A 24,751-nucleotide genomic window follows, 5' to 3' on the forward strand; every position below is an offset into this window, starting at 1 on the left:
ATCCTGCCCGGGATCAGACGGCGGTGGCCAGCGTCAGGGCGAAGCGGGCGTCCTCGTCGGTCCAGGTACGGGTCACCTCGTAACCCGTGGCCTCCAGCGCCTCGGCCACGCCGTCGGGCCGGAACTTCGTGGAGATCTCGGTGCGCATCTCCTCGCCCTGCGCGAACTCGACGGTCAGGTCGAGCTCCGCGACCCGCACCGTCATCGCCCGCTGCGCGACCAGCCGCATCTCGATCCAGCTGTTCTCCGCGTCCCACAGCGCCCGGTGCCGGAACGCCTCCACGTCGAAGTCGGCGCGCAGCTCGCGGTTGAGCACGTGCAGCACGTTGCGGTTGAACTCCGCGGTGACTCCCGCCGCGTCGTCGTAGGCGGGCACCATCACCGACTCGTCGACGACCAGCCCGGTGCCCAGCAGCAGCTGCTCCCCCGGCTCCAGCACCCCGCGGAGCTGCGCGAGGAAGGCGTAGCGCTCGTCGCGGGTGAGGTTGCCGATCGTGCCCCCGAGGAACGCGACCATCCGCCTGCCCCCGCGCGGGAGCCGGTCGAGGTGCTTGGTGAAGTCGCCGACGACCCCGTGCAGCTCCAGGTCCGGGTACTCGACGGCGAGCGCGTCCAACGCCAGGCGCAGCGCCGACTCGCTGACGTCCTGCGGCACGTACCGGCGCAGCGAGCCGGTGCGCCCGAACGCGTCGAGCAGCAGCCGCGTCTTCGACGACGACCCCGACCCCAGCTCCACGAGCGTCTGCGCGCCGGAGGCCACCACGATCTCGTCGACGCTCTGCGCGAGCAGTGCCGCCTCGGTGCGGGTCGGGTAGTACTCGGGGAGCTCGGTGATGTCCTCGAACAGGGCGCTCCCCCGGGCGTCGTAGAACCACTTGGGCGGCAGCGACTTCGGCACGGCGGTCAGGCCGGCGGCGGCGTCGGCGCGCAGGGCGCGGTCGGCGTCGCCGTCGGTGAGGTGGACGTCGAGCAGGGCGTGCTGGGCACTCATCGGACTCCCGTTGTCGTCAGAAGCGGTTCCAGGCGGTGCCGACCCGGGCGGGCCACCACCAGGTGCCGGTCGGGCACCCCGGTCCAGGAGGGGTGGTCGTCGAGCGGTTCGGACGCGACGAGCACCGAACCGTCGTCGACCCGTACCGACAGCGCGTGGTCCCAGGCGGTGGCCCAGACCGTCGCACCGTCGGTGAGCAGGAGGTTGAGCCGCGATCCCGGTGCCGCCGCGCCGACCGCGGTGACGGTGCCGGCGAGCACCGCGGCCGGGTCCTCGCCCGCGCGCAGCCGCCGCCGGACCAGGGCCCACAGCAGTGCGGCGTCGGTCGGGGCGTCGAGGGTGAGCAGGTCGGTGACCGGCAGCCCGCCCGCCAGCGCGGCCACGGCGTCCGGCCAGCCCGCGACGCGGCCGTTGTGGCTGAACAGCCACCGCCCGTCGACGAAGGGGGCGTTGGCGCTCGGCGTGACCGGCATCCCCGTGGTGGCCGACCGGACCGCGGCGAGCAGTGCCCCGGTCCGGGTGGCTGCGGCGAGGGCCGCGAACGAGTCGTCGGCCCAGATCGGCACCGACGTGCGGTAGCGCAGGGCGTCACCACCCGGCTCGGGGTACCAGCCCGCCCCGAACCCGTCGACGTTCACGGTGCCCCCGCCGCGCATGTCGGCGGGCGCGTAGGACTGGTGCCGCAGCGAGTGCGGTGCGTCGAGGACCAGCGACGACAGCGTCACCGGTGGCCCGACGTAGGCCAGATGTCGGCACACCCCGTCAGGCGCCCCGCTCGGCGGCGTCGCGCCCGGAGGCGTCCCGGGCGCAGCGGAAGCCGGAGAAGATCTGCCGGCGGACCGGGTGGTCCCAGTTGCGGAACGTCGACCGCAGCGCCGACGGGTCGGTGCCGAAGGAGCCGCCGCGCAGCATCCGGTAGTCGCCGCCGAAGAACACCTCGGAGTACTCCGGGTACGGGAACGTCTCGTAGCCCGGGTACGGGTGGAACCCGGTGTCGAGCCACTCCCACACGTCGCCGACGAGCTGGTGCACCCCCAGCGGCGACGCCCCCCGCGGATACGCGCCGACCGGGGCGGGCTGCAGGTGGCGCTGGCCGAGGTTGGCGTGCTCCGCCGTCGGCTCGTCGTCGCCCCAGGGGTAGCGCCGCGTGCGGCCCGTGGCCGGGTCGTGACGGGCGGCCTTCTCCCACTCCGCCTCGGTGGGCAGCCGCTTGCCGGCCCAGCGGGCGTACGCGGCGGCCTCGTGGAAGCAGACGTGCACCACCGGCTCGTCCGGGACGATCGGTGCGAGGACCCCGAAGCGGTCGCGGAACCAGGTGCCGGCGGGATCGCGCTCCCAGTACTGCGGCGCGGCCAGGCCCGCGCCGACGCGGTGGCGCCAGCCGGCGTCGCTCCACCAGCGCGGGTCGTCGTAGCCACCGGCGTCGACGAACTCGGCGTACGCGCCGTTGGTGACGGGTGCGGTGTCGATCCAGAACGCGCCGACGTCGACGGTGTGGGCGGGGCGCTCGTTGTCCAGGGCCCAGGGCTCGACCGAGGTGCCCATCTCGAACGGGCCGCCCGGCACGAACACCTCGCGGGCCGGCAGCGGGGACCCGGCGGGTGGGGCGGGCGCGTGCAGGACGGGGGCGCCGACGCGGAGCTGGTGGGTGGCGAGCATCGTCTCGTCGTGCTGCTGCTCGTGCTGCACGATCATCCCGAACGCGAACCCGTCGCGCTCCAGGCGGCGCCCGGTCAGCGGGCTGCGGCCCAGCGCGTCGAGGGCCTTGTCGCGGACCTCGGCGACGTAGGTGCGGGCCTCGGCCGGGGTGAGCAGCGGCAGCTCGACGCGGCTCGCGCGGGAGTGCTGGAACGCGTCGTAGAGGCCGTCGATCTCGGGGCGCAGCGGTTCGCGGCCGCCGACGTCGCGGACCAGCCACAGCTCCTCCTGGCTGCCGATGTGCGCGAGGTCCCAGACCAGCGGCGACATCAGCGGGGAGTGCTGGGCCACGAGATCGGACTCGTCGACGACGTCGGTGAGCGCGGTGCTCCGGGCGCGGGAGGCGGCGAGCAGGTCGGCCACCCGGGTGCGCAGGGCCTCGGGGTCGCCGTCCTCGGTGAGGGTGCTGCTCATTCGGTCTCTCCTTCCGGGATCCCCGGTTCGAGACGGGGGGCGGTGACGGCGTCGCGGTCGCCGGGAGCCGGGTCGTCGGCGGGGCACAGTCCGCGGAGCACGTGGCGCTCGGTCGTGGTCGCGAGCGCGTCGAGCACCCAGTCGGGCGCGCCGAGACCGGGTAGCCGTTCCAGCGCGAGGGTGAACACCCCGGCGGCCGCGCGGGCCAGAACACGGTCCTCCAGGCCGTGGCGGGCACCGGAGACCCAGCGCCCGCGGGCGGGCTCGCACAGCTCCAGCACCCGGTCGACGGTGGCCGGGTCGGCGAGGGCCGCGGCGAGCACCGCGGTGGGCAGGGCCCACCCGTCGCCCGCCTGGGCGTCGACATAGCGGATCTCCAGGAACCCGTGCGGGCGGACCGGCGGGAACAGCGTGGAGACGTGGTAGTCGAGGTCGGCGGTGGTGGGCGGGGTGGGCAGCGCACCGTTCACCCAGTCCCCGAAGGTGACGCCGCGGGGCACCGTCCACACGTCCGCGCCGCGGACGCACAGCAACGGGCTCGCCAGCACGCGCCGCGCCCACCCCGGGGCCGGGTCGACGTCGGGGTCGGTGTCGTGCAGCGGCGGCGGACCGGTGCGCGCCGGGTCGCACGCCTGCCACGCGGCCCAGCGCGACGACTTCCAGCCCGTGCGCCGCCCGTGCATGACGGGCGAGTTCGCGAACGCGGCGAGCAACACCGGCCCGACGGCGTGCACGGCCGCCCAGCGGCGGGCCACGTCGGCACCCTCCCCGGTGTCGAGGCAGACCTGCACGGCGGCGGTGGAGCACATGGCACTGCGGCCGTAGGGGCCGATGCGGTCGAAGGACTGCTCCATCGCGCGGTAGCGCGGCGCCTGCAGCAGGCGCACGGGCGGGCGCCACGAGTCGGCGGCCCGGGAGTGGGGCGCCATCCCGTGGGCGGCGAGACGGCCCAGCAGCGCCGCGCTGTCGGTGCGGATCGCGCGCAGGAGGGCGGGGAGGGCGGGGAACGGCGGGCTGGCCAGCTCGGCCTGGCCGCCCGGCTCGACGGTGACGGTGGAGCCGGCCGGGAGCGGGCGGGCCGGTGAACCGGGATCGAGCGTGGTGGGGGCGTGCGGGCCGAGTGCGGCCACGAGAGTGTCGAGGTCGGGACCCGCGACATCCGGGCCTGTGACACGGGGGCCTGTGACACGGGGGCCTGCGACGTCGGCCGCGGCGTCCGGCACCGCCCTGCGGTGCAGCAGCCATTCGAGCTCGACGCCGATCAGCCGCGGCGGGCCGTGCTTGAAACAGACCGACGCGACGTAGGCCTCGGCGTCGGCGCAGTCGTGCAGCACCGACGGACCCGCATCCGGACGAACCGGATCGGCTTCCCTCGCCTCGTCGATCCCGGAGGACACGTCCTGACTCACGCGGAACGACGCTACCCGCGCACCGGGCGCCGCGCAGGGGCTCTGCGACGAACGAACACGTGACATCCTTCCCAAGCCGTACGTACGTCTGGGTGGCTATCCTGGTGCGATGCCCCGCGTCAGCACCGACCAGCTCGCGGCGCGGCGTCAGGAGATCCTCGACGGGGCCCGCACCTGCTTCGCGCGGCACGGCTACGAGGGCGCCACCGTTCGGCGGCTGGAGCAGTCCACCGGCCTGTCCCGCGGCGCGATCTTCCACTACTTCCGCGACAAGGACGCCCTGTTCCTGGCGCTGGCCGAGCAGGACGCCGAGCGGATGGCCGACGTCGTCGCCGCCGACGGCCTGGTGCAGGTCATGCGCAACCTCCTGGCCGACCCCGTCGACGAGCGCAGCTGGCTCGGTACGCGGCTGGAGGTCTCGCGGCGGCTGCGCACCGAGCCGGAGTTCCGCGAGCGCTGGAGCGCCCACTCCGCGGCCCTGACCCGCGCCACCCGCGCCCGCCTGGAGCGCCAGGCCCGGGCCGGGGCGGTGCGCGACGACGTGCCCGTCGCGGTGCTCGCACAGTACCTGGAGCTGGTGATGGAGGGCCTGGTGTCGCACCTCGCGATGGGCCTGTCCGCAGACGACCTCGGCCCGGTGCTCGACCTGGTGGAGACCGCCGTGCGCCGCTGACGCGGCCCGTGCGCGGGCCTCAGCCGACGAAGTGCCCCTCGCTGTGCCGCACGGTGCAGCCGTCGATGCCGCACTCGATCCCGCCGTCGGGCAGGTCAGGGTCGGGCTGCTGCGCGAACTGCGTCCGGTGCAGCACCGCGTACCGGCCGCCCGCGGCGATCAGCTCGTCGTGGGAGCCGCTCTCCACGACCCTCCCGTGCTCGACGACCGCGATCGTGTCGGCGCGGCGCACCGTGGAGAGCCGGTGCGCGATGACGATCGCCGTGCGCCCCGACAGGGCCTCCACCAGCGCCTCCTGCACCGCCGACTCCGACTCGGAGTCCAGGTGCGCCGTGGCCTCGTCGAGGATCACCACGCGCGGGCGGGCCAGCAGCAGCCGCGCGATCGTCAGGCGCTGGCGCTCGCCGCCGGACAGGCGGTAGCCACGCTCCCCCACCACCGTGTCGAGCCCGTCGGGCAGGCTCTCGAACAGCTCGCCGAGCCGCGCGCGGCGCAGGGCCTCGACGATCTCGGCGTCGGTGGCGTCCGGCTTGGCGTAGCGCAGGTTCTCCGCGATCGAGGAGTGGAACAGGTGCCCGTCCTGGGTGACGACGCCGACCGCGCCGCGCAGATCGGCGAAGGCCAGGTCGCGCACGTCGACGCCGGACAGCGTCACCGACCCGGAGTCGACGTCGTAGAGCCGCGGCACGAGCGAGGCGATCGTGGACTTCCCCGCCCCGGACGACCCGACGAGCGCGAGCAGCTGCCCGGCCCCCACCTCCAGGTCGACGCCGTGCAACACCTCCTCGCTGGGCCGCTGGTCCAGCACCGCGACCTCCTCCAGCGACGCGAGCGACACCTGCTCCGCGCTCGGGTAGCCGAAGCGGACGTCGCGCAGGGCGACGGTGACCGGGCCGTCGGGCAGCGGCGTCGGGTCGGGCCGCTCGCGGATCATCGGCGCCAGGTCGAGCACCTCGAACACCCGCTCGAACGACACGAGCGCCGTCATCACGTCGACGCGCGCGTTCGCCAGTGCCGTCATCGGCGTGTAGAGGCGGGTGAGCAGCAACGCGAGGGTGACGACCGTGCCCGGCTCGATCTGCCCGGTGACCGCGAGGTAGCCGCCCAGCCCGTAGACCAGGGCCTGCGCCAGTGCGGAGACCAGCGACAGCGCGGTGACGAACACGCGCGAGACCATCGCGGTGCGCACCCCGATGTCGCGGACGCGCTCGGCGCGCACCCCGAAGTCGGCGGCCTCCTCCTCCGGCCGCCCGAACAGCTTGACGAGCGTCGCCCCCGGAGCGGAGAACCGCTCGGTCATCTGCGAGCCCATGCCCGCGTTGAGGTCGGCGGACTCGCGGCGCAGGTCGGCGATGGTGCGCCCCATCCGCCGGGCCGGGAGCACGAAGATCGGGAGCAGCAGCAGGGCCAGCAGCGTGACCTGCCAGGCGAGGGTGAGCATGACGCCGAGCGCGAGGGCGAGCTGGATCGAGTTGGACAGCACGGTGGCCAGCGTCGAGGTGATCGCCGACTGGGCGCCGATGACGTCGTTGTTGAGCCGGCTGACCAGCGCGCCGGTGCGGGTGCGGGTGAAGAAGGCGACCGGCATCGTCTGGACGTGGGCGTAGACGGCCTTGCGCAGGTCGACGATCAGGCCCTCACCGATCCGGGAGGAGAACCACCGCGACACGAGCCCGGTGATCGCCTCGAGGATCGCCAGCCCCGCGATGCCCGCCGCCAGCCCGACGACGGTGGCCGCCGCCGCCGAGGCCGTCCCGCCCCCGACGATCGCGTTGACGACCTGCCCCGCGAGCACGGGCGTCGCGACGCCGATCGTCGCCATCACGACCGTGAGCAGCAGGAACGCGAACAGCCACCGGCGGTACGGGGCGGCGAAGCGCCAGATCCGCGGGATCGTGCCGGGTGCGACCGACCGCGGCGCGTCCACCCCGGCCGCGACCTTGCTCATCATCCCCACGGGCCGGTCCACGGCCACCTCCCTGACGTGCGCGCTGCGGAGCCACAACACCCGGCGCCCCTGCTGTACTCCCTACCTCCCCCGCCCCGCACCCGCGACCGCACCCCGCCGCACTCCGCCGCCCTGCGCTGCAGTGGGGTGGCTTCACTGCAGCCGGGTCGGAGTGGAGCCACCCCACTGCAACCGGGTGGGGTGGGGCCCCTCGCGGTGGCGCGGCGCGGGGTCAGCCGGTGCCCGCGGCCAGGGAGCCCAGACGGCGGATCTGGGCCCGGCGCTCCGCCGCCAGCGCCGCGGCCGGGTCCAGGCCGTCGGCCACGTCCGAGAGCAGGCGCAGCGTCTCCGCGGCGGCCTTCGGCGGGGCGGAGACCAGTGCGGTCGCGAGCTCGTCGACGGCGGCGTCGAGCTCACCGGCCGGTACCGAGCGCAGGGCCAGACCGAGCGCGACGGACTCCGCGGCCCCGACGCGGCGGCCGGTCAGGCAGATCTCGACGGCCCGGGCGTAGCCGACGGCCCGCACCAGCGGGTAGGTGCCGCCGAGGTCGGGCACGATGCCCAGTGCGGGCTCGGCCATGCAGAACTGGACGTCGTCGGCGACGACCCGCAGGTCGCAGGCCAGCGCGAGCTGGAACCCCCCGCCGATCGCGTGGCCCTGCACCGCGGCGACCGTGACCCGGGCCGGGTCGCGCAGCCACGAGAACCCGGCCTGGTACCCCGCGATCGTCAGGTCCGCCTCCTCCGGCGGCATCGTGCCCAGTGCGCTGATCCCGGGCTCGTCGGCCGAGGGCGTGAACAGGCTGCGGTCCAGACCGGCGGAGAACGCCCGGCCCTGTCCACGCACGACGACCACCCGCACGTCGTCGGACAGCGACTCGCCGACCGCGGCCAGCGCGGCCCACGTGTGCGGGGTCTGGGAGTTGAGCGACTCGGGTCGGGACAGCGTGATCGTGGCCCGGGCGCCGACGACGTCCAGGGTCAGGCCGCCGCGCTGCAGCAGGTCGGTTTCCGCGAGGGTCATGCCGGGCAGGCTACCCCCGAGTAGGGCTACTTCTTCTTGGTCCGGGTCGCTCCGCCGCGCCCGCGCAGCGTGACCCCGGTCTCGGAGAGCACGCGGTGCACGAAGCCGTAGGAACGGCCGGTCGACTCGGCGAGGGCCCGGATGCTGGCGCCCTTCTCGTACTTCTTCTTCAGATCGCCCGCGAGCTTGTCGCGCTGGGTACCCGTGATTCGGGCGCCCTTCTTCAGGTCGGGCATGACGCGCGCCTCCTCGTTAGCTCCCCGCGGATCCCCGCGGGGGATCTCGTCCGGCCCCCCGGTGCAGCAATGATCGCCCAGGTCAGAGGCCGCGAGAAGGAGATCGACTTGATGATCGGTGAGCGGTTCGCCCGAATGGATCACGCGTACGGGTGATCATCTCCGCATGGCCGACACCGCGGAGTCACCCCGACGCCACTCCCCCGTCACCCGGACGACGTTCCCGGGCAACGAGACCCCGGTCACACCGGCGTTCGGGTGGCGCAGGCGGGTTCATGATCGCCCGTTCAGGCCAACTGGACGAGTTCCAGGTACTCGGCCGACCAGAGATCCTCGGTGCCGTCGGGCAGCACGATGACCTTGTCGGGGTGCAGGGCCTCCACCGCGCCGGGGTCGTGCGAGACCAGCACGACGGCCCCGGTGAAGCGGCGCAGGGCGTCGAGCACCTGGGCGCGGCTGGCCGGGTCGAGGTTGTTCGTGGGCTCGTCGAGCAGCAGGACGTTGGCCGCGCTGGACACCAGCCCGGCCAGTGCGAGACGGGTCTTCTCCCCGCCGGAGAGCGTGCCGGCGGGCTGCTGGAGCTGCTCGCCGGAGAACATGAAGGTGCCGAGCACGGTGCGCAGCTGCTGCTCACCGGTGTCGGGCGAGGCGTGCCGGATGTTCTCCCACACCGTGGCGTCGGGGTCGAGCGTCTCGTGCTCCTGCGCGAAGTAGCCCACGCGCAGCCCGTGGCCCGGCTTGACGTCGCCGGCGTCGGCCCGCTCGGTACCGGCGAGCAGGCGCAGCAGCGTGGTCTTGCCCGCGCCGTTGAGCCCGAGCACGACGACCTTCGCCCCGCGGTCGACGGCGAGGTCGACGCCGGTGAACACCTCGAGCGACCCGAACGCCTTGCTCAGGCCCTCGGCGGTGAGCGGGGTCTTGCCGCACGGCGCCGGGTCCGGGAAACGGATCTTCGCGACGCGGTCGTGCTGCTGCTCGGGCTCGAGGTTGGCCAGCAGCTCGTCGGCGCGGCGGGCCATGTTCTTCGCGGCGACGGCCTTGGTGGCCTTCGCGCCCATCTTCAGCGCCTGGGTGTGCAGCACCGACGCCTTCTTCTCGGCGTTGGCGCGCTCGCGGCGGCGGCGCTTCTCGTCGGTCGCCCGCGCCTCCTGGTACCGCTTCCAGTTCATGTTGTAGACGTCGACCTCGCCGCGGGTGGCGTCGAGGAACCACACCTTGTTGACGACGTCGGCGAGCAGGTCGGTGTCGTGGCTGATCACGACGAGCCCGCCGTCGTGGTTCTGCAGGAACGAGCGCAGCCAGGTGATCGAGTCGGCGTCGAGGTGGTTGGTGGGCTCGTCGAGCAGCAGCGTGGTGTTGCTCGACGCGCCGCCGTCGGTCGCCGAGAACAGGATGCGCGCGAGCTCGACCCGGCGGCGCTGGCCACCGGAGAGCGTGGCGATCTGCTGGTTGAGGATGCGGTCGGGCAGGCCCAGGTGCGCGCAGATCCGGGCGGCGTCGCTCTCCGCGGCGTACCCGCCGAGTGCGGAGAAGCGCTCCTCGATGCGGCCGTAGTCGCGCACGGCCTTGTCGTTGGCCGCACCGTCGACCAGCTCCGCCATCGCGTTCTGCGCCTTCTCCATCTCGCGCAGCATCACGTCGAGGCCCTTGGCCGAGAGGACGCGGTCCTTCGCGGTGACGAGCAGGTCGCCCTCGCGGGGGTCCTGCGGGAGGTAGCCGACGGGGCTGTTGGCGTGGACGCCGCCGCCGTAGGGCTCGCCCTCGTTCGCCAGCACGCGCATCGAGGTGGTCTTGCCGGCGCCGTTGCGCCCGACCAGCCCGATCCGGTCACCGGGCTGCACGCGCAGCGTGGCCCCGGACAACAGGATGCGGGACCCGGCACGCAGTTCCAGGTCGGTGGCGGTGATCACGAGAGGACTCCAGGGTTCGGGGGACGTGGGCCGAAGACGGCCGCTACCCGATCCGGATCACGGCGACCAGAGTACCGGCCGGGGCACCGGGATTCCCGACGTAGGGTCGCCGCATGACTGATCTCACCGGCCGCGCCGCCCTCGTCACCGGCGCCAGCCGCGGAATCGGCTACGCGATCGCCGCCGAGCTCCTCACCCGCGGGGCGTCGGTGACGATCACCGCCCGCAAGCCCGACGAGCTGAACACCGCCGCGGAGAGGCTGGCCGCCGACCACGCGGGCGGCGACGCCGGGCGCGTGCTGGCGATCACGGCGAACGCGAGCTCCGCGGAGTCGCGCGAGGCGTCGGTCACGCAGACGGTCGAGCGCTTCGGCCGCCTCGACATCCTGGTCAACAACACCGGCATCAACCCCACCTACGGCTTCCTCATGGACGTCGACCTCGCCGCGGTGAGCAAGACCTTCGACACCAACGTCGTCGCCACGCTCGCCTACGTGCAGCTCGCCTACCGCGCGTGGATGGCCGAGCACGGCGGCACGATCGTCAACATCGCCTCGGTCGCGGGCCTGCGCTCCAACGGCGTCATCCCGGCCTACGGCGCGTCGAAGGCGGCCCTGATCCGGCTCACCGAGGAGCTGGCCTGGCAGCTCGGCCCGTCGATCCGCGTCAACGCGGTGGCGCCCGCCGTCGTCAAGACGAAGTTCGCGGCCGCGCTCTACGCGGAGGGCGAGGAGAAGGCCAGCGCCCCGTACCCGATGAAGCGCCTGGGCGAGCCGGAGGACGTCGCGAACGTGGTCGGCTTCCTCGTCTCCGACGCCGCGAGCTGGATGACGGGCGAGACCGTCCGCGTCGACGGCGGGATCCTCGCCACGGGCAGCCTCGGCTCGGTCTGACCCTCCCCCGTCGTCCGGGCCGCCCTCAGAGGACGGCCGCGTCGGTCCAGATCCGGCCGGTGCGCCCGGTCAGGACGTCGAGCAGGGCACCGGCCTGGCCGTCGGTGAGGCTCGCCGTGTAGTCGATCACCGCGCGGCCGCGCGCCTGCTCCAGCGGTGCCCCCTGGCTGCGGGCCAGCTCCGCCAGGTCGTGCAGGCGCGGCGGGAGGCGGGGTGCGTCGTCGTCGGCGAGCCAGTCGGCGAGCGCTCCGACCAGTCCGGTGAGGACCGTCCCCTGCCCCCGCTGATAGGACGCCAGGTCGGCGCGACCGAGCACGAACCGCTGGTGGACGAACTTGAGCACCGCGACCTCGTGCCACTGCGGCCCGGCGAGCGCGACCGGCCCGGAGCGCACCGGCGGGTCGGGATCGAGCACCACGCCCCCGGCGAGACGGGCCGTCCAGCGCGCGGAGAACTCCGCGACCGCCCGCTCCGTGGCCATCGAGCCGTCGAACGCGACGCCGAGCAGGCCGTCGACCAGCTCGTCGCGGACGCGGTCGACGGCCGCGGCGAACAGGTCGTCGTCGTAGGCCCAGGCGTCCTTGTCGGCCAGCCGGCGCCGCAGCGCCTCCAGCCCGGCGCCCGGTCCGGACGTGCCGCGGTGGCGCCGCCAGCCCGCGAGCTCGGCCGCGACCCCGGCCTGCTGCAGCACCCCGACGCGGTGGAAGTCCTCGAGGTCGTGGATGGCGTAGGCGACGTCGTCGGCGGTGTCCATCACCGCGGCCTCGACGCTCTGGCGCCACGGGCCGGTGTCCGGGAACGCGGCACGGGCGGAGCGCAGGTCGTCGAGCTCGGTCTCGTAGCAGGAGAACTTCGCCGACCCCGCGGCCGGCTCGCCGGGCAGCGGCCCGCCCCCGCGCGGCGGCACCGCGGCCCGGCTGGGGTGCGGGTCAGGGTACCCGCGCCGGGTCCACGGGTACTTGAGGATCGCGGCGCGGACGGCGGCGGTGAGGTCGAGGCCGGTGCCCGTCGGGCCGTGCAGGTCGATGGTGGTGACGATCCGGAAGCTCTGGGCGTTGCCCTCGAAGCCGTCCGGCAGCCCGAGGCGCTCGCGCGCGAGGCGGTCGAGGACCTGCTCGCCGAGGTGCCCGAACGGCGGGTGCCCGAGGTCGTGGGCCAGTGCCGCGGCCTCCACCACGTCCGGGTCGCACGTCGCGTCGGGAAAGCCGGCCGTGACCCGCTCCGCGATCGCCCGGGCCACCTGCGCGACCTGCAGAGAGTGGGTCAGCCGGTTGTGCACGACGAGGCCCGTCCCCGCCGGGCTGACGACCTGGGTGACGCCCGCGAGCCGCGCGAAGAACGGCGAGGCGACGATCCGGTCGCGGTCGACGCGGAACGGGCCCGCCGCCAGCCCCGCCCCGGACTCCCCCGGCCCGGAACGCCGGGAGGTGCGGGCGGGGACCGTCGGATCGCTCACGGGTCCAGACGCTAGCCGTGGACGGGTGACGGGTAGAACTGGCGGCATGGACCCCGACGTACTCGTCGTCGGCGGCGGCCCGGCGGGTCGCGCGCTGGCCGCGGAGTGCGGGGCGCTGGGCCTGCGCACCACGCTGCTCGATCCCGCGCCCGACCGGGCATGGCCTGCCACCTACGGCGTCTGGGCCGACGAGCTGCCCGACCTGCCCGACGACGTCGTCGCCGCCCGCGCAGCGGGTCGGGCGATCGCGCTCACCGCGCACCGGCTCGACCGCACCTACGCCGTCCTCGACGTCGCGGCGCTGCGCACCCACCTCGACGCCCGGATGGCCCGCGGTGGGGTGCGGGTCCGGGCCGGGCGCGCGGTCGCGTCCCCGGCGGCGGGCACCGCGGTGCTCACCGACGGCACGGAGCTGCGGGCCGGGGTCGTCGTCGACGCGGGCGGGCGCGCGCAGCCGCTGCGGGGCCGGCGCGCCGCCCGGGCGGCGGCCGAGCAGACCGCGTACGGCGTCGTCGTCGACGAGCCACTCGCCGCCCCGCTCGTCGCACCCGGCGAGGCCCTGTTCATGGACTGGCGCCCCGACCACGGCGAACCCGGCCCGCCGACGTTCCTCTACGCGATCCCGCTCGGCGGCGGCCGGGTGCTGCTGGAGGAGACCTCGCTCGCCCGCCGTCCCGGCCTGCCGCTCCCGGTCCTGCGCCGGCGGCTGCTGGCCCGCCTGCGCCACCACGGGATCGTCCCGCCCCCGGACGCGGCGGTGGAGAAGGTGTCCTTCCCGCTCGACCGGCCCGTGCACCGCGCGCCGCACGTCCTCGGCTTCGGCGCCGCCGCACCGCTGGTGCACCCGGCGAGCGGGTACAGCCTGGCCACGGCGCTGGGCCTCGCCCCCGTCGTGGCCCGCGCGATCGCGCACCACCCGGACGCCGCGCTGGCGGCCGCCCGTGCCACCGTCTGGCCGCCCGCCGCCCGGGTGGTCCACCACGTCCGGGGCATCGGGTTGGAGGCGCTGCTCCGGATGCCGGCCGATGAGGTGCCGGGCTTCTTCGAGGTCTTCTTCGCCCTGCCCGACCGGCATCGCCGCGCCTATCTGTCCGGGCGTCACGACCTGCGGGGCACGCTCGCGACGATGGGTGCGCTGTTCGCGGCCGCCGACCCGACGCTGCGCCGCAGGCTGGTCGGACCCGCCTTCCTGCCCCGCCGGAGCAACGACGGGACTGGCCCGATCGGGTGAGGGAGCCGGTGCGGCAACCGAGTGCTACCGGGAGTAACCTGGCGTCCCCCGAGACGGAGGCCCCATGTCCGCGTACCGCACCATCGTCGTCGGCACCGATGGTTCCGACACCTCGCTCGCCGCCGTCGACCGCGCCGCGTCGGTCGCCGCCGACAGCAGCGCCGAGCTCGTCATCGTCTGCGCGTACACCCCGGCCGGCCGCGACGACACCGCCGGCGCCGAGGACGCGCTGAAGGACGAGGCGTACCTCGTCGTCGGCTGGACCCCGGCCGAGGAGACGCTGCGCACCGCCGAGGAGCGTGCGGTCGCGGCGGGCGCGCAGCAGATCCGCACCGTCGCCGCCGACGGCAACCCGGTCGAGGTGCTGCGCAAGGCCGCCGACGACGCGAACGCCGACCTGCTCGTCGTCGGCAACCGCGGCCTCAACACGCTCTCGGGCCGCATCCTCGGCTCGGTGCCGTCGGACGTCGCGCGCCGCTCGGGCGTCGACGTGCTGATCGTCCACACCACCTGAGTGGCGGGGCGCGGATTCCTCGCGGGCGTCGGCCGGCTGTTCAACGGGGCGGTCGTCCGGCACCTGGCCGGGGACGCCCCGCTGGACGAGGCCATCGAGGAGATCGTCCTCGGTGCGCCCCGGCGCTACACCCGGGCCGGTTTGGCCGAGGCGGCCGACTTCGACCTCGCCGAGGGTCGCAGGCTGTGGCGCTCGCTCGGCTTCGCCGAGGTCGGCGACGACGAGGTGCTGTTCACCGACCAGGACGTCGCCGCGGTCCGCCTGATGGCCGGGCTCACCGAGGCGGGCGTGCTGGAACCGGAGGTGCGCGAGGCCGTCGCCCGGGCGGTCGCCCAGTCGATGTCGCGGCTCGCGGAGTGGCAGGTCGGGATGCTGCGCCGACTACTGGAGGGGCACACCGAGGACCTCACGCCCGTCGAGTCGCTGCAGGTCGCGGCCGCCGTCATCCCGGCGCTGGAGCAGTTGCAGAGCTATGTGTGGCGCCGCCACCTCGCCGCCACCGTGCACCGGATGATGGCCACCGCCGCCGGTCCCGGTGACGGGAGCGACACCTGGCCGCTCGTCGTCGGGTTCGCGGACATGGTCGGCTTCACCCGCACGACGCGCAAGCGCTCGCCCGAGGAGCTCTCCGAGATGATCGAGCGGTTCGGGTCCACGACGACCGACGTGATCGCCGACGGGCGCGGCCGCATCGTCAAGACGGTCGGTGACGAGGTGCTGTTCGTCGCCGACGACGCCCCGACCGCGGCGTCGATCGCGCTCGCGCTGCAGGACCGCGTCCGCGCCGAGGACGTCCTGCCCCAGCTCCGCATCGGGCTCGCCGCCGGGTCGGTGCTCACCCGCTACGGCGACGTGTACGGCGAGGTCGTCAACATCGCCTCGCGCCTGACCACCCACGCCCGGCCCGACACCGTCCTCGTCGACGACGTGGTGGCCGACGCCCTCGCCGACGACGAACGGTTCCGGGTGCGTTCCCTGCGGCCGGTGTCGGTCCGCGGCTACCGCAGCCTGCACCCGTGGCTGCTCGAACGCCCCTGAACCCGAACACCCTTGACCTCGACCCGGGTGCAGCCTGCACGATCGCGGCCATGAGCGACCGCTACTTCGCCCGCATCGGGCTCCCCGCCCCCGATCGGCCCGATCTCGCGGGCCTCCGCGCGATCGTCGCCGCCCACACCCGCACCATCCCGTTCGAGAACCTCGACCCGTTCACCGGGCGCGACGTCGACATCTCCCCCACCGCCGTCACCGCCAAGCTCGTCGACGGCGGCCGCGGCGGGTACTGCTTCGAGCACAACACGCTGCTCCGCTCCGTCCTCGACGGGCTCGGCTACTCCGTCACCGGTCTCGCGGCGAGGGTCGTGTGGGGCAGCCCGCCCGGCGCGCCACCGTCGGCGCAGACCCACATGCTGCTGCGCGTCGACCTGCCGGAAGGCCCGCACCTCGTCGACGTCGGGTTCGGCGGGCAGACCCTGACCGGCGTCCTCGCCGTCGTCGCGGAGGACACGCAGGAGACGCCGCACGAGCCGTTCCGGCTGCACCTCGACCGGGCCGGGGACGGGGAGATCCACGAGATGCAGGCCCGCATCGGCGACGAGTGGCGGCCGATGTACCGCTTCGAGCCGCGCACCGCGCCGGAGATCGACTTCGAGGTGGGCAACTGGTACGTCTCGCGGCACCCGCGCTCGGGCTTCGTCACCGGGCTGGCAGCCGGCCGCGCCGCACCCGACCGGCGGTTCGCGCTCGGCGGCCAGGTCGGGGTGGGCGGGGTCGGGGGCGGGGGCGCCGTGCTCTCGGTGCACCACCTCGGAGGGCCGAGCGAGCGGCACGAGCTGGGGTCGCCCGCCGAGGTCCGCACGGTGCTGGAGCGCGACCTGCTGATCGATACGTCCGGGCTCCCGGACCTGGAGACGCACCTGGTCCGCCTGTTCTGACACGTCACTTCTGAATCGATCGTGAGGACACTCACCAGGCACTGGCTTGCGCCGAGGGGGTGGTCCGGTCGCACCATGGAGCGCGGCGCACGCGGTCGTGCGTCTCCTCCCGACCGCCCGCGACACCGCCGGGCCCCGCGACGGCAACCGACGCCGTACGCGCACCGCCCGGTCCGAGGTCCTCCCCATGTCCGACGTTCTCGCGCGCCTGCGCGCGCCCACCACCTCCGTGGCCGCCGTCTTCGCCCTCGACGGCCTGCTGTTCGGCAGCTGGGCCGCCCGGATCCCCGACGTCACCGACCGGGTCGGCGCGACGCACGCGACCCTCGGCGTCGCGCTGCTGTGCCTGTCCTTCGGCGCGCTGGCCGGGATGCAGCCGGCCGGCGCGCTGTGCGCGCGGTTCGGGGCCGGGCGCGTCACGACGGCCGCGGCCGCGCTCGCCTCGCTCGCCGTCGCCCTGCCCGGGGCCGCCACCTCGGTCCCGGTCCTGGGGGCCGCGCTCGTGGTCTTCGGCGCCGCGACCGGGCTGCTCAACGTGTCCGTCAACAGCGCGGGCGTGCAGGTCGAGGCCCGCGCGGGGCGGCCGCTCCTGCCCGCCCTGCACGCCGCCTTCAGCATCGGCGGACTGGCCGGGGCCGCGGTCGGCGGGCTGGTCTCCAGCTCGATCGGGGTCGCGGCACACCTCGTCGGCGTCGGCGTCGTCGGGCTCGCGGTCGTCGCCGGTACCTCCTGCGACCTCGGCCGACTCGCGGACACGGCCCCGGACGGCGGCGGCGCGGACGGGCGCCCGGTCGGCCGCACCCGCGGGATCGTCGTCCTGCTCGGGGTGATCGCGGGCTGCACGGCGTTCGGCGAGGGTGCGCTCACCGACTGGGGTGCCCTGCACCTGGCCGAGACCCTCGGCGCGTCCGCGGGGCTCGCCGCCGCCGGTTACGCCGGATTCTCGCTGGCCATGGCCACAGGTCGGCTCGCGGGCGGGCGGCTGCTGAGCCGGTTCGGGGAGACCCGCCTGCTCGGCGGTGGCGCCCTGCTCGCCGCGGCCGGGATGGCGCTCGCCCTGCTCACCCCGTCGGCCCCCCTCGCGCTCGCCGGGTTCGTGCTGGTCGGGCTGGGGTTCGCGAACCTGTTCCCGGTCACGATCGCCAGGGCCGGGGCGCTGGGCGGGTCCGGCGGGGTCGCCCTGGCCTCGACCGTCGGCTACAGCGGCCTGCTGGGCGGGCCGCCCGTCATCGGGTTCCTCGCCGAGCACTCCGGGCTGCCGGTCGCGCTGGCCACGGTGCCCGTGCTCGCGGTAGTCGCCGCGGCCCTCACCCTGGTGGTGGCGATGGAGCGGCCCCGGATCGCGGTCCGGGCCACGCTGGCGCGGCTCGCGACCGCCGCGGCCCGGGACGTCGACGGCCCGTCGCTGCAGATCCCGTCGCTGCAGATCCCGTCGCTGCGGATCCTGTCGCGGGGCTTCGCCGCCACCACCCGCCCCGCGGCGCTGCGCGGCTCGGCGGTGCCGCGCCGCCACGGCGACGACCTGCGCACCCTCACCGGGGACTCCGGACCGGCCCTGCGCCCGCACCCCGGGCTGGAGGCACTCGCCGCCTGAGCCCGCACACGGGTCCGGCCCTGTGTGCCGGCCCCCGGAGCTGTGTGCGAGCGGCCGTAGGATCGCCCGCGTGGGCACCGCAGCGGGCGCGTTCGTGCTGGCCGGGGGCCGGTCGTCGCGGATGGGCACGGCGAAGGCCGACCTCGAGTGGCACGGGTCCACGCTGCTGCACCGGACCACGGCCCTGCTCGCCCGCGTCGTCGACGGGCCGGTGCTGGTGGTCGCCGCGCCCGGGCAGGTGCTCCCGGCGCTCCCCGACGGCGTCGGGGTCGTCGAGGACCCGGTCGAGGGGCTCGGCCCGCTGGCCGGGATCGGCGCCGGGCTCGCCGCACTCGCCGGACGCGCCGAGGTGGCGTTCGCCTGCTCCACCGACCTGCCGTTCCTGCACCCCGCGTTCGTGCGCCACGTCCTCCGCGCCGTCGTCGACGGGGTCGGCGGGGTCGGCAGGGTCGACGGGGTCGACGGGGTCGACGGGGTCGACGGGGTCGGCGGGGTCGACGTCGCACTCCCCCACGCCCGCGGCTTCCGCCAGCCCCTCGCCGCGGCCTACCGCACGTCGCTCGCGCCACTGGTCGCCTCGCTGGTCGCGGGCGGGAAGCTCCGACCCGGGATGCTCTACGACCGGTGCACGGTCGCCGTCCTCGACGACGCCGCGCTGCTCGCCGACCCCGACGTCGCCCGTCTCGACCCCGACCTGGACTCCCTGACGAACGTCAACGCCCCCGACGACTACGCCGCCGCCCGCGCCGTCCCGGCCCCGGTCGTCCGGGTCGGGCTGCGCACGGTCCGCGCCGCGACCGTCGGCGCGCTCGGCGTCGGGGCCGTGATCCTGGACGGCCGCCGCGTGGACGACCCCCTGACCCCGCTCGCGACCGGCGACGTCGTCAGGCTTGCGGCAGGTTCTGCACGTGCTGGAACCCGAACCGGCCCTTGATGCACAGGTGCCCGTGCGTGACGGAGTGGTCGGCCGGGCTGGTGACGTTGACGATCGAGCCCTGCTGCACGTGCAGCTCCAGGTTGCAGCCGACACCGCAGAACGAGCAGATCGTCGTGGTGACGGTCTCCTCGTCGGGGTGCCAGTCGCCGTCGGAGCGCAGCTCGTGCTCGCGCACCGACTTCAGCGCGCCGGTGGGGCACACCCCGATGCAGTTGCCGCAGTACACGCACGCCGAATCGGGCAGCTCCGCGTTGAACTCCGTCGCGATGCGGGCGTCGAAACCGCGGCCCGCCGCGGAGATCGCGAACGTGAACTGGGCGTCGGTCCCGCAGGCGTTGACGCACTTGTAGCACATGATGCAGCGCGAGTAGTCGCGTACGTAGAGGTCGTTGTCGATCTTCACGGGCTGCGCGACGGTCTCCGCGGTGGCCCCGTCGGGCGCGTGGTGGTGCCCGGCGTGGCGGGTGTCGCGGTCGGTCGACGGGGGCGCCGGCGGCCCGTACCGCGCGGCGTCGACCCCGTACTCGGCCGTCCAGCGCGCCACGTCGGCGCTCGCCTGGCTCATGTCCGCCGAGGACGCCAGCAGCTCCAGCACCATCCTCCTGCTGTGCCGCACCTTCTCCGAATCGGTGCGCACCACCATCCCGTCCTCGACCTTCCGCGCGCAGGACGGGACCAGGACCCGCGAGTTCTCGACCTCCACGACGCACACGCGGCAGGCGTTGATCGGGTCCATGTTGGGGGCCCAGCACAGCGTGGGGGTGTCGGCCTGCGCCGGTGTGCCCTCGGCGTGCAGCGCGTCGAGGATCGTGGCGTCCTCCGGCACGCGCAGCTCGTCGCCGTCGACGGTGAGGGTGACCATCCGGCGGATCCGGCCCAGCAGCACCGGCCCGCCGCCCGCGGCCGGGGCGCGGTCGGGCGCGACCGGATCGACCGCGGTGGGGCCGACCGGCCCCGCCGGGGCCTCACGGGACTCCGCCGCGTGCTCGCCGACCGGCGGGCCGTCGCCGACGGTGTCGGTACCGGGCACGGGCGCGCCCCCGGCGTCGGCCTCGGGCGCCCCGTCGGGGTTCGTGGTGGTCATCGGTGCGACACCTTCCCGTTGCGCGCCCCGTCCACCGGGGTGTCGAGCAGCCCCAGCCGCAGCGCCGACTGCACCGCGGCGGGCGCGGTGTGCCCGAGCCCGCAGATCGACGCGTCCTGCATGACGCGGGCGAGATCGCCCAGCAGCGTGAGCTCCGGCCCGCGCGGGGCGCCGCGCTCCAGCCGGGCGAGCGACTCCTCCTGCCGTACCGTGCCCACCCGGCACGGTACGCACTGCCCGCACGACTCGTCGCGGAAGAACGCGGCGATCCGGCGCAGGGTGCCGACGAGGTCGGCGTCGGTGTCGAACGCCATCACCACCCCCGAGCCCAGGGTGGCCTCGATCGACCGCGATCCTTCGAGGGTGAGCACGACGTCGAGCTGGTCGGGCATGACGAACCCGCCCGCCGCACCCCCGAGCAGGATCGTGCGCAGCTCCCCGCGCAGCCCACCCGCGAGATCGAGCAGCTCGCGCAGCGTGGTGCCGAACGGCACCTCGTAGACACCGGGCACCGCGACCGCGCCGGACAGGCAGAACAGCTTGTGACCCGTGGACCGCCCGGACCCGATCGACGCGAACGCCGGCCCGCCGATCGCGAGCACGTCGAGCGCGTTGTAGAGCGTCTCCACGTTGTTGATCACGGTGGGCTTGCCGAACAGGCCCTTCACCGACGGGAACGGCGGCTTGTTGCGCGGCTCCCCGCGGAACCCCTCGATGGAGTTCAGCAGCGCCGTCTCCTCGCCGCAGATGTACGCGCCCGCGCCGCGGCGCAGCTCGATGTCGAAGGCGAACCCCTCGCCCATGACGTCCTCGCCCAGGTACCCGCGCGTCCGCGCCGCCGCGATCGCCTGCTCCAGGCGGCGCGTGGCCAGCGGGTACTCGCCGCGGATGTAGAGGTAGCCGCGCTCGCAGCCGGTGGCGTACCCGGCGATGGTCATGGCCTCGATCAGCCCGAACGGGTCGGACTCCATCAGCACGCGGTCCTTGAACGTGCCCGGCTCCGACTCGTCGGCGTTGCAGACCAGGTAGTGCGGCCGCTCCGGGGCCTTCGCCACGCCGTCCCACTTGACGCCCGTCGGGAACGCCGCGCCGCCGCGCCCGGTGAGCGAGGCGTCGGTGACCTCGGTGATCACCCGCGTCGGCCCGAGCTCGACGGCCCGGCGCAGGGCCTGGTAGCCGCCGTGGGCGCGGTAGTCGTCGAGGCTGTCCGGGTCGACGACGCCGACGCGGCGCAGCAGCCGCAGGTCCGGGTCCCCCACCTGCGGGACGCTGACCGAGGCGTCGGCGAAGGCGGCGTCGGCCTCCCGTGCACGGTGCCCTGCGCCCTGGCCCGCCTCGCCGCTCACGACCCCGGACGCCACCTCGGTCACGTCAGCGGGCCGGGCCGGGGCGATCGAGAAGTCGGGCTCGCCCGCGAGCTGGAACAGCACCGCGGGGGCCCGCTCGCAGAGCCCGAGGCAGGGGCTCCGGACCACCTCGACGCCGTCCGGCCCGCCGTCGAGCGCGGAGAGGATCTCCTCCCCGCCGAACGGACCGCACGCCACGTCGTCGCACACGTGCACGACGCGTGGCGCCTGCGGCTCGGTGGCGAGCATCGCGTAGAACGTGGCCACCCCGTAGGCGTCGGCGGGCGGCACCGACAGCCGGCGCGACACGTGGTTCAGCGCACCCGGGGAGATCCACCCGACCGCGTCCATGACGGCGTGCAACGCGGGGAGCAGCAGGTGACGGCGCGCCCGGGCCGCGTGCCCGGCGTCGGCGAAGTGCGGGTCACCGGTCCCGCCCAGGACCGCGTCCACGGCGGCCCGCTCGGCGTCACTCGGCGATGCCGACGAAATACGAAGATCCACGAAGCTCCCTAGTCGACCGTGCACGTCCTGCCGTCGCCGTGCACACGTCTCGCCGTCTGCACGGTGACGGCAGGGTGGGCACGGTGGTCGTCCATCAGCTGCCGGCCGCCGGGAGCGTCACCGCCACCCGCTCGATGCGCACCGCCGTCGCCTTGAACTCCGAGGTCCCGGACTTGGGGTCCCAGGCGTCGTTCGTCAGCACGTTGACGTCGACCTCCTCGGAGAAGTGCGGGGTGAAGCTGGCCAGCCCGGGCCGCAGGCTCGGGTCGAACGCCACCGGCGCCTGGACCGATCCCCGCCTGCTCGTGACGCGCACGAGGTCGCCGTCGGCGATGCCGAGGGCGGCACCGTCGGCGGCGTCCATCCGCAGGGCCTCCCGGCGGCGCAGCGGAGAGGCGTACCCGCCGGTCTGCACCCCGGAGTTGTAGGCGTCGAGGACCCGGACGGTGGTGAGCCGGATCGGGAACTCGGGGGTGAGCGTGTCGACCGGCGGCACGTGCTCCACCGGCGTGAACGGCGCCGCCTTCCCCCGCGCCTCGCCGGACTCCCACAGCCGTGCGTGCATCAGCGGCGTGCCCGGGTGGTCGAGCGTGGGGCACGGCCACTGCAGGCCGCCGAGCGCGTCGAGCCGCTCGTAGGACATCCCGTGGTGCCAGTTGAGCGACAGCGACCGCAGCTCGTCCCAGACCTGCTCGGCGGTCGGCGCACCCCAGTTCTGCCCCAGCCGGTCGGCGACGGCGCAGATGATGTGGGTGTCCGGGCGGGCCTGACCGGGCGGGTCGATCGCCTTCCGGACGCGCTGCACCCGCCGCTCCGAGTTCGTGACCGTGCCCTCGTACTCGCACCAGTCCGCCGCCGCGGGCAGCACCACGTCGGCCATGTCGGCGGTGGCGGTGCGGAAGATGTCCTGGACGACGAGGTGGTCGAGTCCCTCCAGCAGGTGCCGGGAGTGGGTGGCGTTGGCCTCGGACTCCGCCGGGTTCTCCCCGATGCAGTACAGGGCCTTCAGCTGACCGGTCTCCATCGCCTCGAACATCTGCGACAGGTGCATGCCGGGCTTCACCGACAGTGTGGCGCCCCATGCCTGCTCGTAGCGGGCGCGCGCGACGTCGTCGCCGACGTCGTAGCCACCGGGCAGCTTGGCCGGGATCGAGCCCATGTCGCCGCCGCCCTGCACGTTGTTCTGCCCGCGCAACGGCACCAGCCCCGAGCCGTAACGCCCGACGTGACCCGTCAGCAGGGACAGGTTGATCAGCGCGAAGACGTAGTCGGCGGCGTTGTGGTGCTCGGTGATGCCGAGGGTCCAGCAGATCTGCGCGCGGTCGGCCCTGGCGTAGGCGTGGGCCAGCTCCTTGATCAGCGCGGCGTCGACGCCGGTGATCTCCGCCGCGCGTTCCAGCGTGTACGGCTCGACCGTGGCGCGGTACTCCTCGAAGTGCTCCGTGGACCGCTTGACGAACGCCTCGTTGACCAGCCCGGCGTGGATGATCTCCCGGCCGATCGCGTTGGCCAGCGCGATGTCGGTGCCGACGTCGAGGCCCAGCCACGCGTCGGCCCACTGCGCGGTGGACGTGCGCCGCGGGTCCACCGAGTACATCCGGGCGCCGTTCTTCAGCCCCTGCAGCACGTGGTGGAAGAAGATCGGGTGGGTCTCACGCGCGTTGGAGCCCCACAGGACCAGCAGGTCGGCGTGCTCCGCCTCGACGTAGGACGAGGTGCCGCCACCCGCTCCGAACGTGGCCGTCAGACCGACGACCGAGGGAGCGTGTCAAGTGCGGTTGCAGGAGTCGACGTTGTTGGACCCCATGACCACCCGCGCGAACTTCTGCGCGGTGTAGTTCATCTCGTTGGTGGCCTTGGAGCAGCTGAACAGGCCGAACGCCTCGGGCGCCACGCCGCGGAACCCGGCGGCGGCGCGGTCGAGGGCCTCGTCCCAGGTGGCGGGGCGCAGGACGCCGTTCTCGCGCACCATGGGCTCGGTGATCCGGACGTGACGGGGACGGCGGCGGCGCATCGTCGGTCCTTCCAACGGGAACAGGACTACCGTGGGACACGATAGATGATCGTTCGTGTCCTGGGTCACTGGAGGAAATGATGGGCCGGCTCAGCATCCGTCGACCGGTGGTCCGGATCGGCCCGGACGGTGCGCGGCGCGAGCTCGACACCCTGGCCGTCGAGGAGCCCCTGGAGCTGCGTGTCGACGGCAAGCCGCTGTCGGTCACGATGCGCACGCCCGGCCACGACGTGGAGCTGGCCCACGGCTTCCTGCTGACCGAGGGCGTGCTCGGCAGCGCGGCCGACATCTCCACCGCGCGCTACTGCGACTCCTTCGACGACGACGGCCGCAACACCTACAACGTCCTCGACGTGGCGCTCGCCCCGGGCGTCGAGCCGCCGGACGCGAGCATCGAGCGCAACTTCTACACGACGTCGTCGTGCGGGGTGTGCGGCAAGGCGAGCCTCGACGCCGTCCGGCTCAAGACCCGCTTCTCCCCCGCCGCCGACCCGATGACGGTCTCCCCCGCCCTGCTCAGCGCCCTCCCCGACCGGCTGCGCGCGGCACAGAAACTGTTCGACTCCACCGGCGGCCTGCACGCCGCGGGCCTGTTCACCACCGACGGCGAGCTGCTCGTCGCGCGCGAGGACGTCGGCCGGCACAACGCCGTCGACAAGGTGCTCGGGTGGGCCCTGCTCGACGGGCGGGTCCCGGCGGCGGGCACGGTGCTGATGGTGTCCGGGCGGGCGTCGTTCGAGCTGGTGCAGAAGGCGGTCATGGCCGGGGTGCCGATGCTCTCGGCGGTCTCCGCGCCCAGCTCGCTCGCGGTCGAGCTGGCCGACGACACCGGCGTCACGCTCGTCGGATTCCTGCGCGGGGAGACCATGAACGTCTACGCGGGGGCGCAGCGGATCGCCACCGGCTGACCGCTGCGCCCCGGGTCCCCACGGCACAGGGTG

At 74.5% G+C, this 24,751-nt stretch carries 21 protein-coding genes; 9 read left to right on the forward strand and 12 right to left on the reverse strand.

Annotated features, from left to right (window positions below; genetic code table 11):
* Window positions 1-13 precede the first annotated feature (13 nt).
* From egtD to egtA, 4 genes are read right to left on the reverse strand one after another with little or no spacing between them, the layout of a single operon-like run.
* Window positions 14-991 carry an L-histidine N(alpha)-methyltransferase gene (egtD, locus tag I4I81_RS08330; RefSeq protein ID WP_218605979.1) on the reverse strand — a complete coding sequence of 326 codons (978 nt, stop codon included), beginning with the start codon at window positions 989-991 and terminating at the stop codon, window positions 14-16.
* Window positions 988-1,749 (reverse strand): ergothioneine biosynthesis protein EgtC, encoded by a 762-nt coding sequence (gene egtC, locus I4I81_RS08335; RefSeq protein WP_218605980.1) that lies wholly within the window; start codon window positions 1,747-1,749, stop codon window positions 988-990. Before egtC ends, egtD begins: the two co-directional genes overlap by 4 nt.
* Before the next feature lie 4 nt (window positions 1,750-1,753).
* The gene (egtB, locus tag I4I81_RS08340) at window positions 1,754-3,103 is read right to left on the reverse strand and encodes an ergothioneine biosynthesis protein EgtB (RefSeq protein WP_218615938.1); all 1,350 of its coding nucleotides are present in this window, start codon (window positions 3,101-3,103) and stop codon (window positions 1,754-1,756) included.
* Window positions 3,100-4,512 (reverse strand): ergothioneine biosynthesis glutamate--cysteine ligase EgtA, encoded by a 1,413-nt coding sequence (gene egtA / locus I4I81_RS08345; protein WP_226363828.1) that lies wholly within the window; start codon window positions 4,510-4,512, stop codon window positions 3,100-3,102. The genes egtB and egtA overlap by 4 nt, the downstream gene beginning before the upstream one ends.
* A gap of 109 nt (window positions 4,513-4,621) precedes the next feature.
* Here egtA and I4I81_RS08350 point away from each other — a divergent pair, with 109 nt between their 5' ends.
* The gene (locus I4I81_RS08350; RefSeq protein WP_185717813.1) at window positions 4,622-5,185 is read left to right on the forward strand and encodes a TetR/AcrR family transcriptional regulator; all 564 of its coding nucleotides are present in this window, start codon (window positions 4,622-4,624) and stop codon (window positions 5,183-5,185) included.
* A 19-nt stretch (window positions 5,186-5,204) separates the two neighbouring features.
* Here I4I81_RS08350 and I4I81_RS08355 read toward each other — a convergent pair whose 3' ends face one another.
* The 4 genes from I4I81_RS08355 to I4I81_RS08370 all read right to left on the reverse strand — a co-directional run bounded on the left by I4I81_RS08355 (window position 5,205) and on the right by I4I81_RS08370 (window position 10,303).
* On the reverse strand, window positions 5,205-7,133 hold the full coding sequence (locus tag I4I81_RS08355) for an ABC transporter ATP-binding protein (protein ID WP_218616542.1): 1,929 nt from the start codon (window positions 7,131-7,133) through the stop codon (window positions 5,205-5,207).
* A gap of 232 nt (window positions 7,134-7,365) precedes the next feature.
* On the reverse strand, window positions 7,366-8,157 hold the full coding sequence (locus tag I4I81_RS08360; protein ID WP_218604593.1) for an enoyl-CoA hydratase/isomerase family protein: 792 nt from the start codon (window positions 8,155-8,157) through the stop codon (window positions 7,366-7,368).
* A 26-nt stretch (window positions 8,158-8,183) separates the two neighbouring features.
* Window positions 8,184-8,393: a helix-turn-helix domain-containing protein gene (locus I4I81_RS08365; protein ID WP_141276274.1), complete on the reverse strand. Its 210-nt coding sequence runs from the start codon at window positions 8,391-8,393 to the stop codon at window positions 8,184-8,186.
* Window positions 8,394-8,680: 287 nt separating this feature from the next.
* Window positions 8,681-10,303: an ABC-F family ATP-binding cassette domain-containing protein gene (locus tag I4I81_RS08370; RefSeq protein WP_218604592.1), complete on the reverse strand. Its 1,623-nt coding sequence runs from the start codon at window positions 10,301-10,303 to the stop codon at window positions 8,681-8,683.
* A 113-nt stretch (window positions 10,304-10,416) separates the two neighbouring features.
* Between I4I81_RS08370 and I4I81_RS08375 the strand changes: the two genes are divergently transcribed.
* Entirely contained in the window at window positions 10,417-11,196 is a 780-nt protein-coding gene (locus I4I81_RS08375; protein ID WP_218604591.1) for an SDR family oxidoreductase, read from the forward strand.
* Between the two features lie 25 nt (window positions 11,197-11,221).
* On the opposite strand, the gene I4I81_RS08380 is transcribed toward I4I81_RS08375, so the two are convergent.
* Window positions 11,222-12,652, reverse strand: coding sequence for a deoxyguanosinetriphosphate triphosphohydrolase family protein (locus I4I81_RS08380; RefSeq protein WP_372453639.1), 1,431 nt, complete (start codon window positions 12,650-12,652; stop codon window positions 11,222-11,224).
* A 46-nt stretch (window positions 12,653-12,698) separates the two neighbouring features.
* Here I4I81_RS08380 and I4I81_RS08385 point away from each other — a divergent pair, with 46 nt between their 5' ends.
* From I4I81_RS08385 to mobA, 6 genes are all read left to right on the forward strand, one after another.
* A complete protein-coding gene (locus tag I4I81_RS08385) occupies window positions 12,699-13,883 on the forward strand; it encodes a lycopene cyclase family protein (protein WP_218604589.1) in 1,185 nt (394 codons plus the stop codon).
* A 64-nt stretch (window positions 13,884-13,947) separates the two neighbouring features.
* Window positions 13,948-14,397, forward strand: a complete 450-nt coding sequence (locus I4I81_RS08390; protein ID WP_218604588.1) for a universal stress protein — start codon at window positions 13,948-13,950, stop codon at window positions 14,395-14,397.
* Window positions 14,398-15,435: an adenylate/guanylate cyclase domain-containing protein gene (locus I4I81_RS08395; RefSeq protein WP_226363829.1), complete on the forward strand. Its 1,038-nt coding sequence runs from the start codon at window positions 14,398-14,400 to the stop codon at window positions 15,433-15,435.
* 50 nt (window positions 15,436-15,485) lie between these two features.
* The gene (locus tag I4I81_RS08400; protein WP_218615940.1) at window positions 15,486-16,331 is read left to right on the forward strand and encodes an arylamine N-acetyltransferase family protein; all 846 of its coding nucleotides are present in this window, start codon (window positions 15,486-15,488) and stop codon (window positions 16,329-16,331) included.
* 187 nt (window positions 16,332-16,518) lie between these two features.
* Window positions 16,519-17,925, forward strand: a complete 1,407-nt coding sequence (locus tag I4I81_RS08405; RefSeq protein WP_218606337.1) for an MFS transporter — start codon at window positions 16,519-16,521, stop codon at window positions 17,923-17,925.
* Between the two features lie 70 nt (window positions 17,926-17,995).
* A complete protein-coding gene (mobA, locus tag I4I81_RS08410; protein WP_218615941.1) occupies window positions 17,996-18,859 on the forward strand; it encodes a molybdenum cofactor guanylyltransferase in 864 nt (287 codons plus the stop codon).
* Here mobA and I4I81_RS08415 read toward each other — a convergent pair.
* The 3 genes from I4I81_RS08415 to I4I81_RS08425 all read right to left on the reverse strand — a co-directional run bounded on the left by I4I81_RS08415 (window position 18,810) and on the right by I4I81_RS08425 (window position 23,810).
* Entirely contained in the window at window positions 18,810-19,724 is a 915-nt protein-coding gene (locus I4I81_RS08415; protein ID WP_218605457.1) for a 2Fe-2S iron-sulfur cluster-binding protein, read from the reverse strand. The genes mobA and I4I81_RS08415 overlap by 50 nt on opposite strands.
* Window positions 19,725-19,942: 218 nt before the next feature.
* The gene (locus I4I81_RS08420) at window positions 19,943-21,796 is read right to left on the reverse strand and encodes an NADH-ubiquinone oxidoreductase-F iron-sulfur binding region domain-containing protein (RefSeq protein ID WP_218605454.1); all 1,854 of its coding nucleotides are present in this window, start codon (window positions 21,794-21,796) and stop codon (window positions 19,943-19,945) included.
* A 94-nt stretch (window positions 21,797-21,890) separates the two neighbouring features.
* Window positions 21,891-23,810 (reverse strand): molybdopterin oxidoreductase family protein, encoded by a 1,920-nt coding sequence (locus I4I81_RS08425; RefSeq protein WP_218605455.1) that lies wholly within the window; start codon window positions 23,808-23,810, stop codon window positions 21,891-21,893.
* An 80-nt stretch (window positions 23,811-23,890) separates the two neighbouring features.
* Between I4I81_RS08425 and fdhD the strand changes: the two genes are divergently transcribed.
* Window positions 23,891-24,718 (forward strand): formate dehydrogenase accessory sulfurtransferase FdhD, encoded by an 828-nt coding sequence (gene fdhD, locus I4I81_RS08430; RefSeq protein WP_218615942.1) that lies wholly within the window; start codon window positions 23,891-23,893, stop codon window positions 24,716-24,718.
* Window positions 24,719-24,751 lie beyond the last annotated feature (33 nt).

It is taken from the genome of Pseudonocardia abyssalis (assembly GCF_019263705.2).
GTDB classification, from domain to species: domain Bacteria; phylum Actinomycetota; class Actinomycetes; order Mycobacteriales; family Pseudonocardiaceae; genus Pseudonocardia; species Pseudonocardia abyssalis.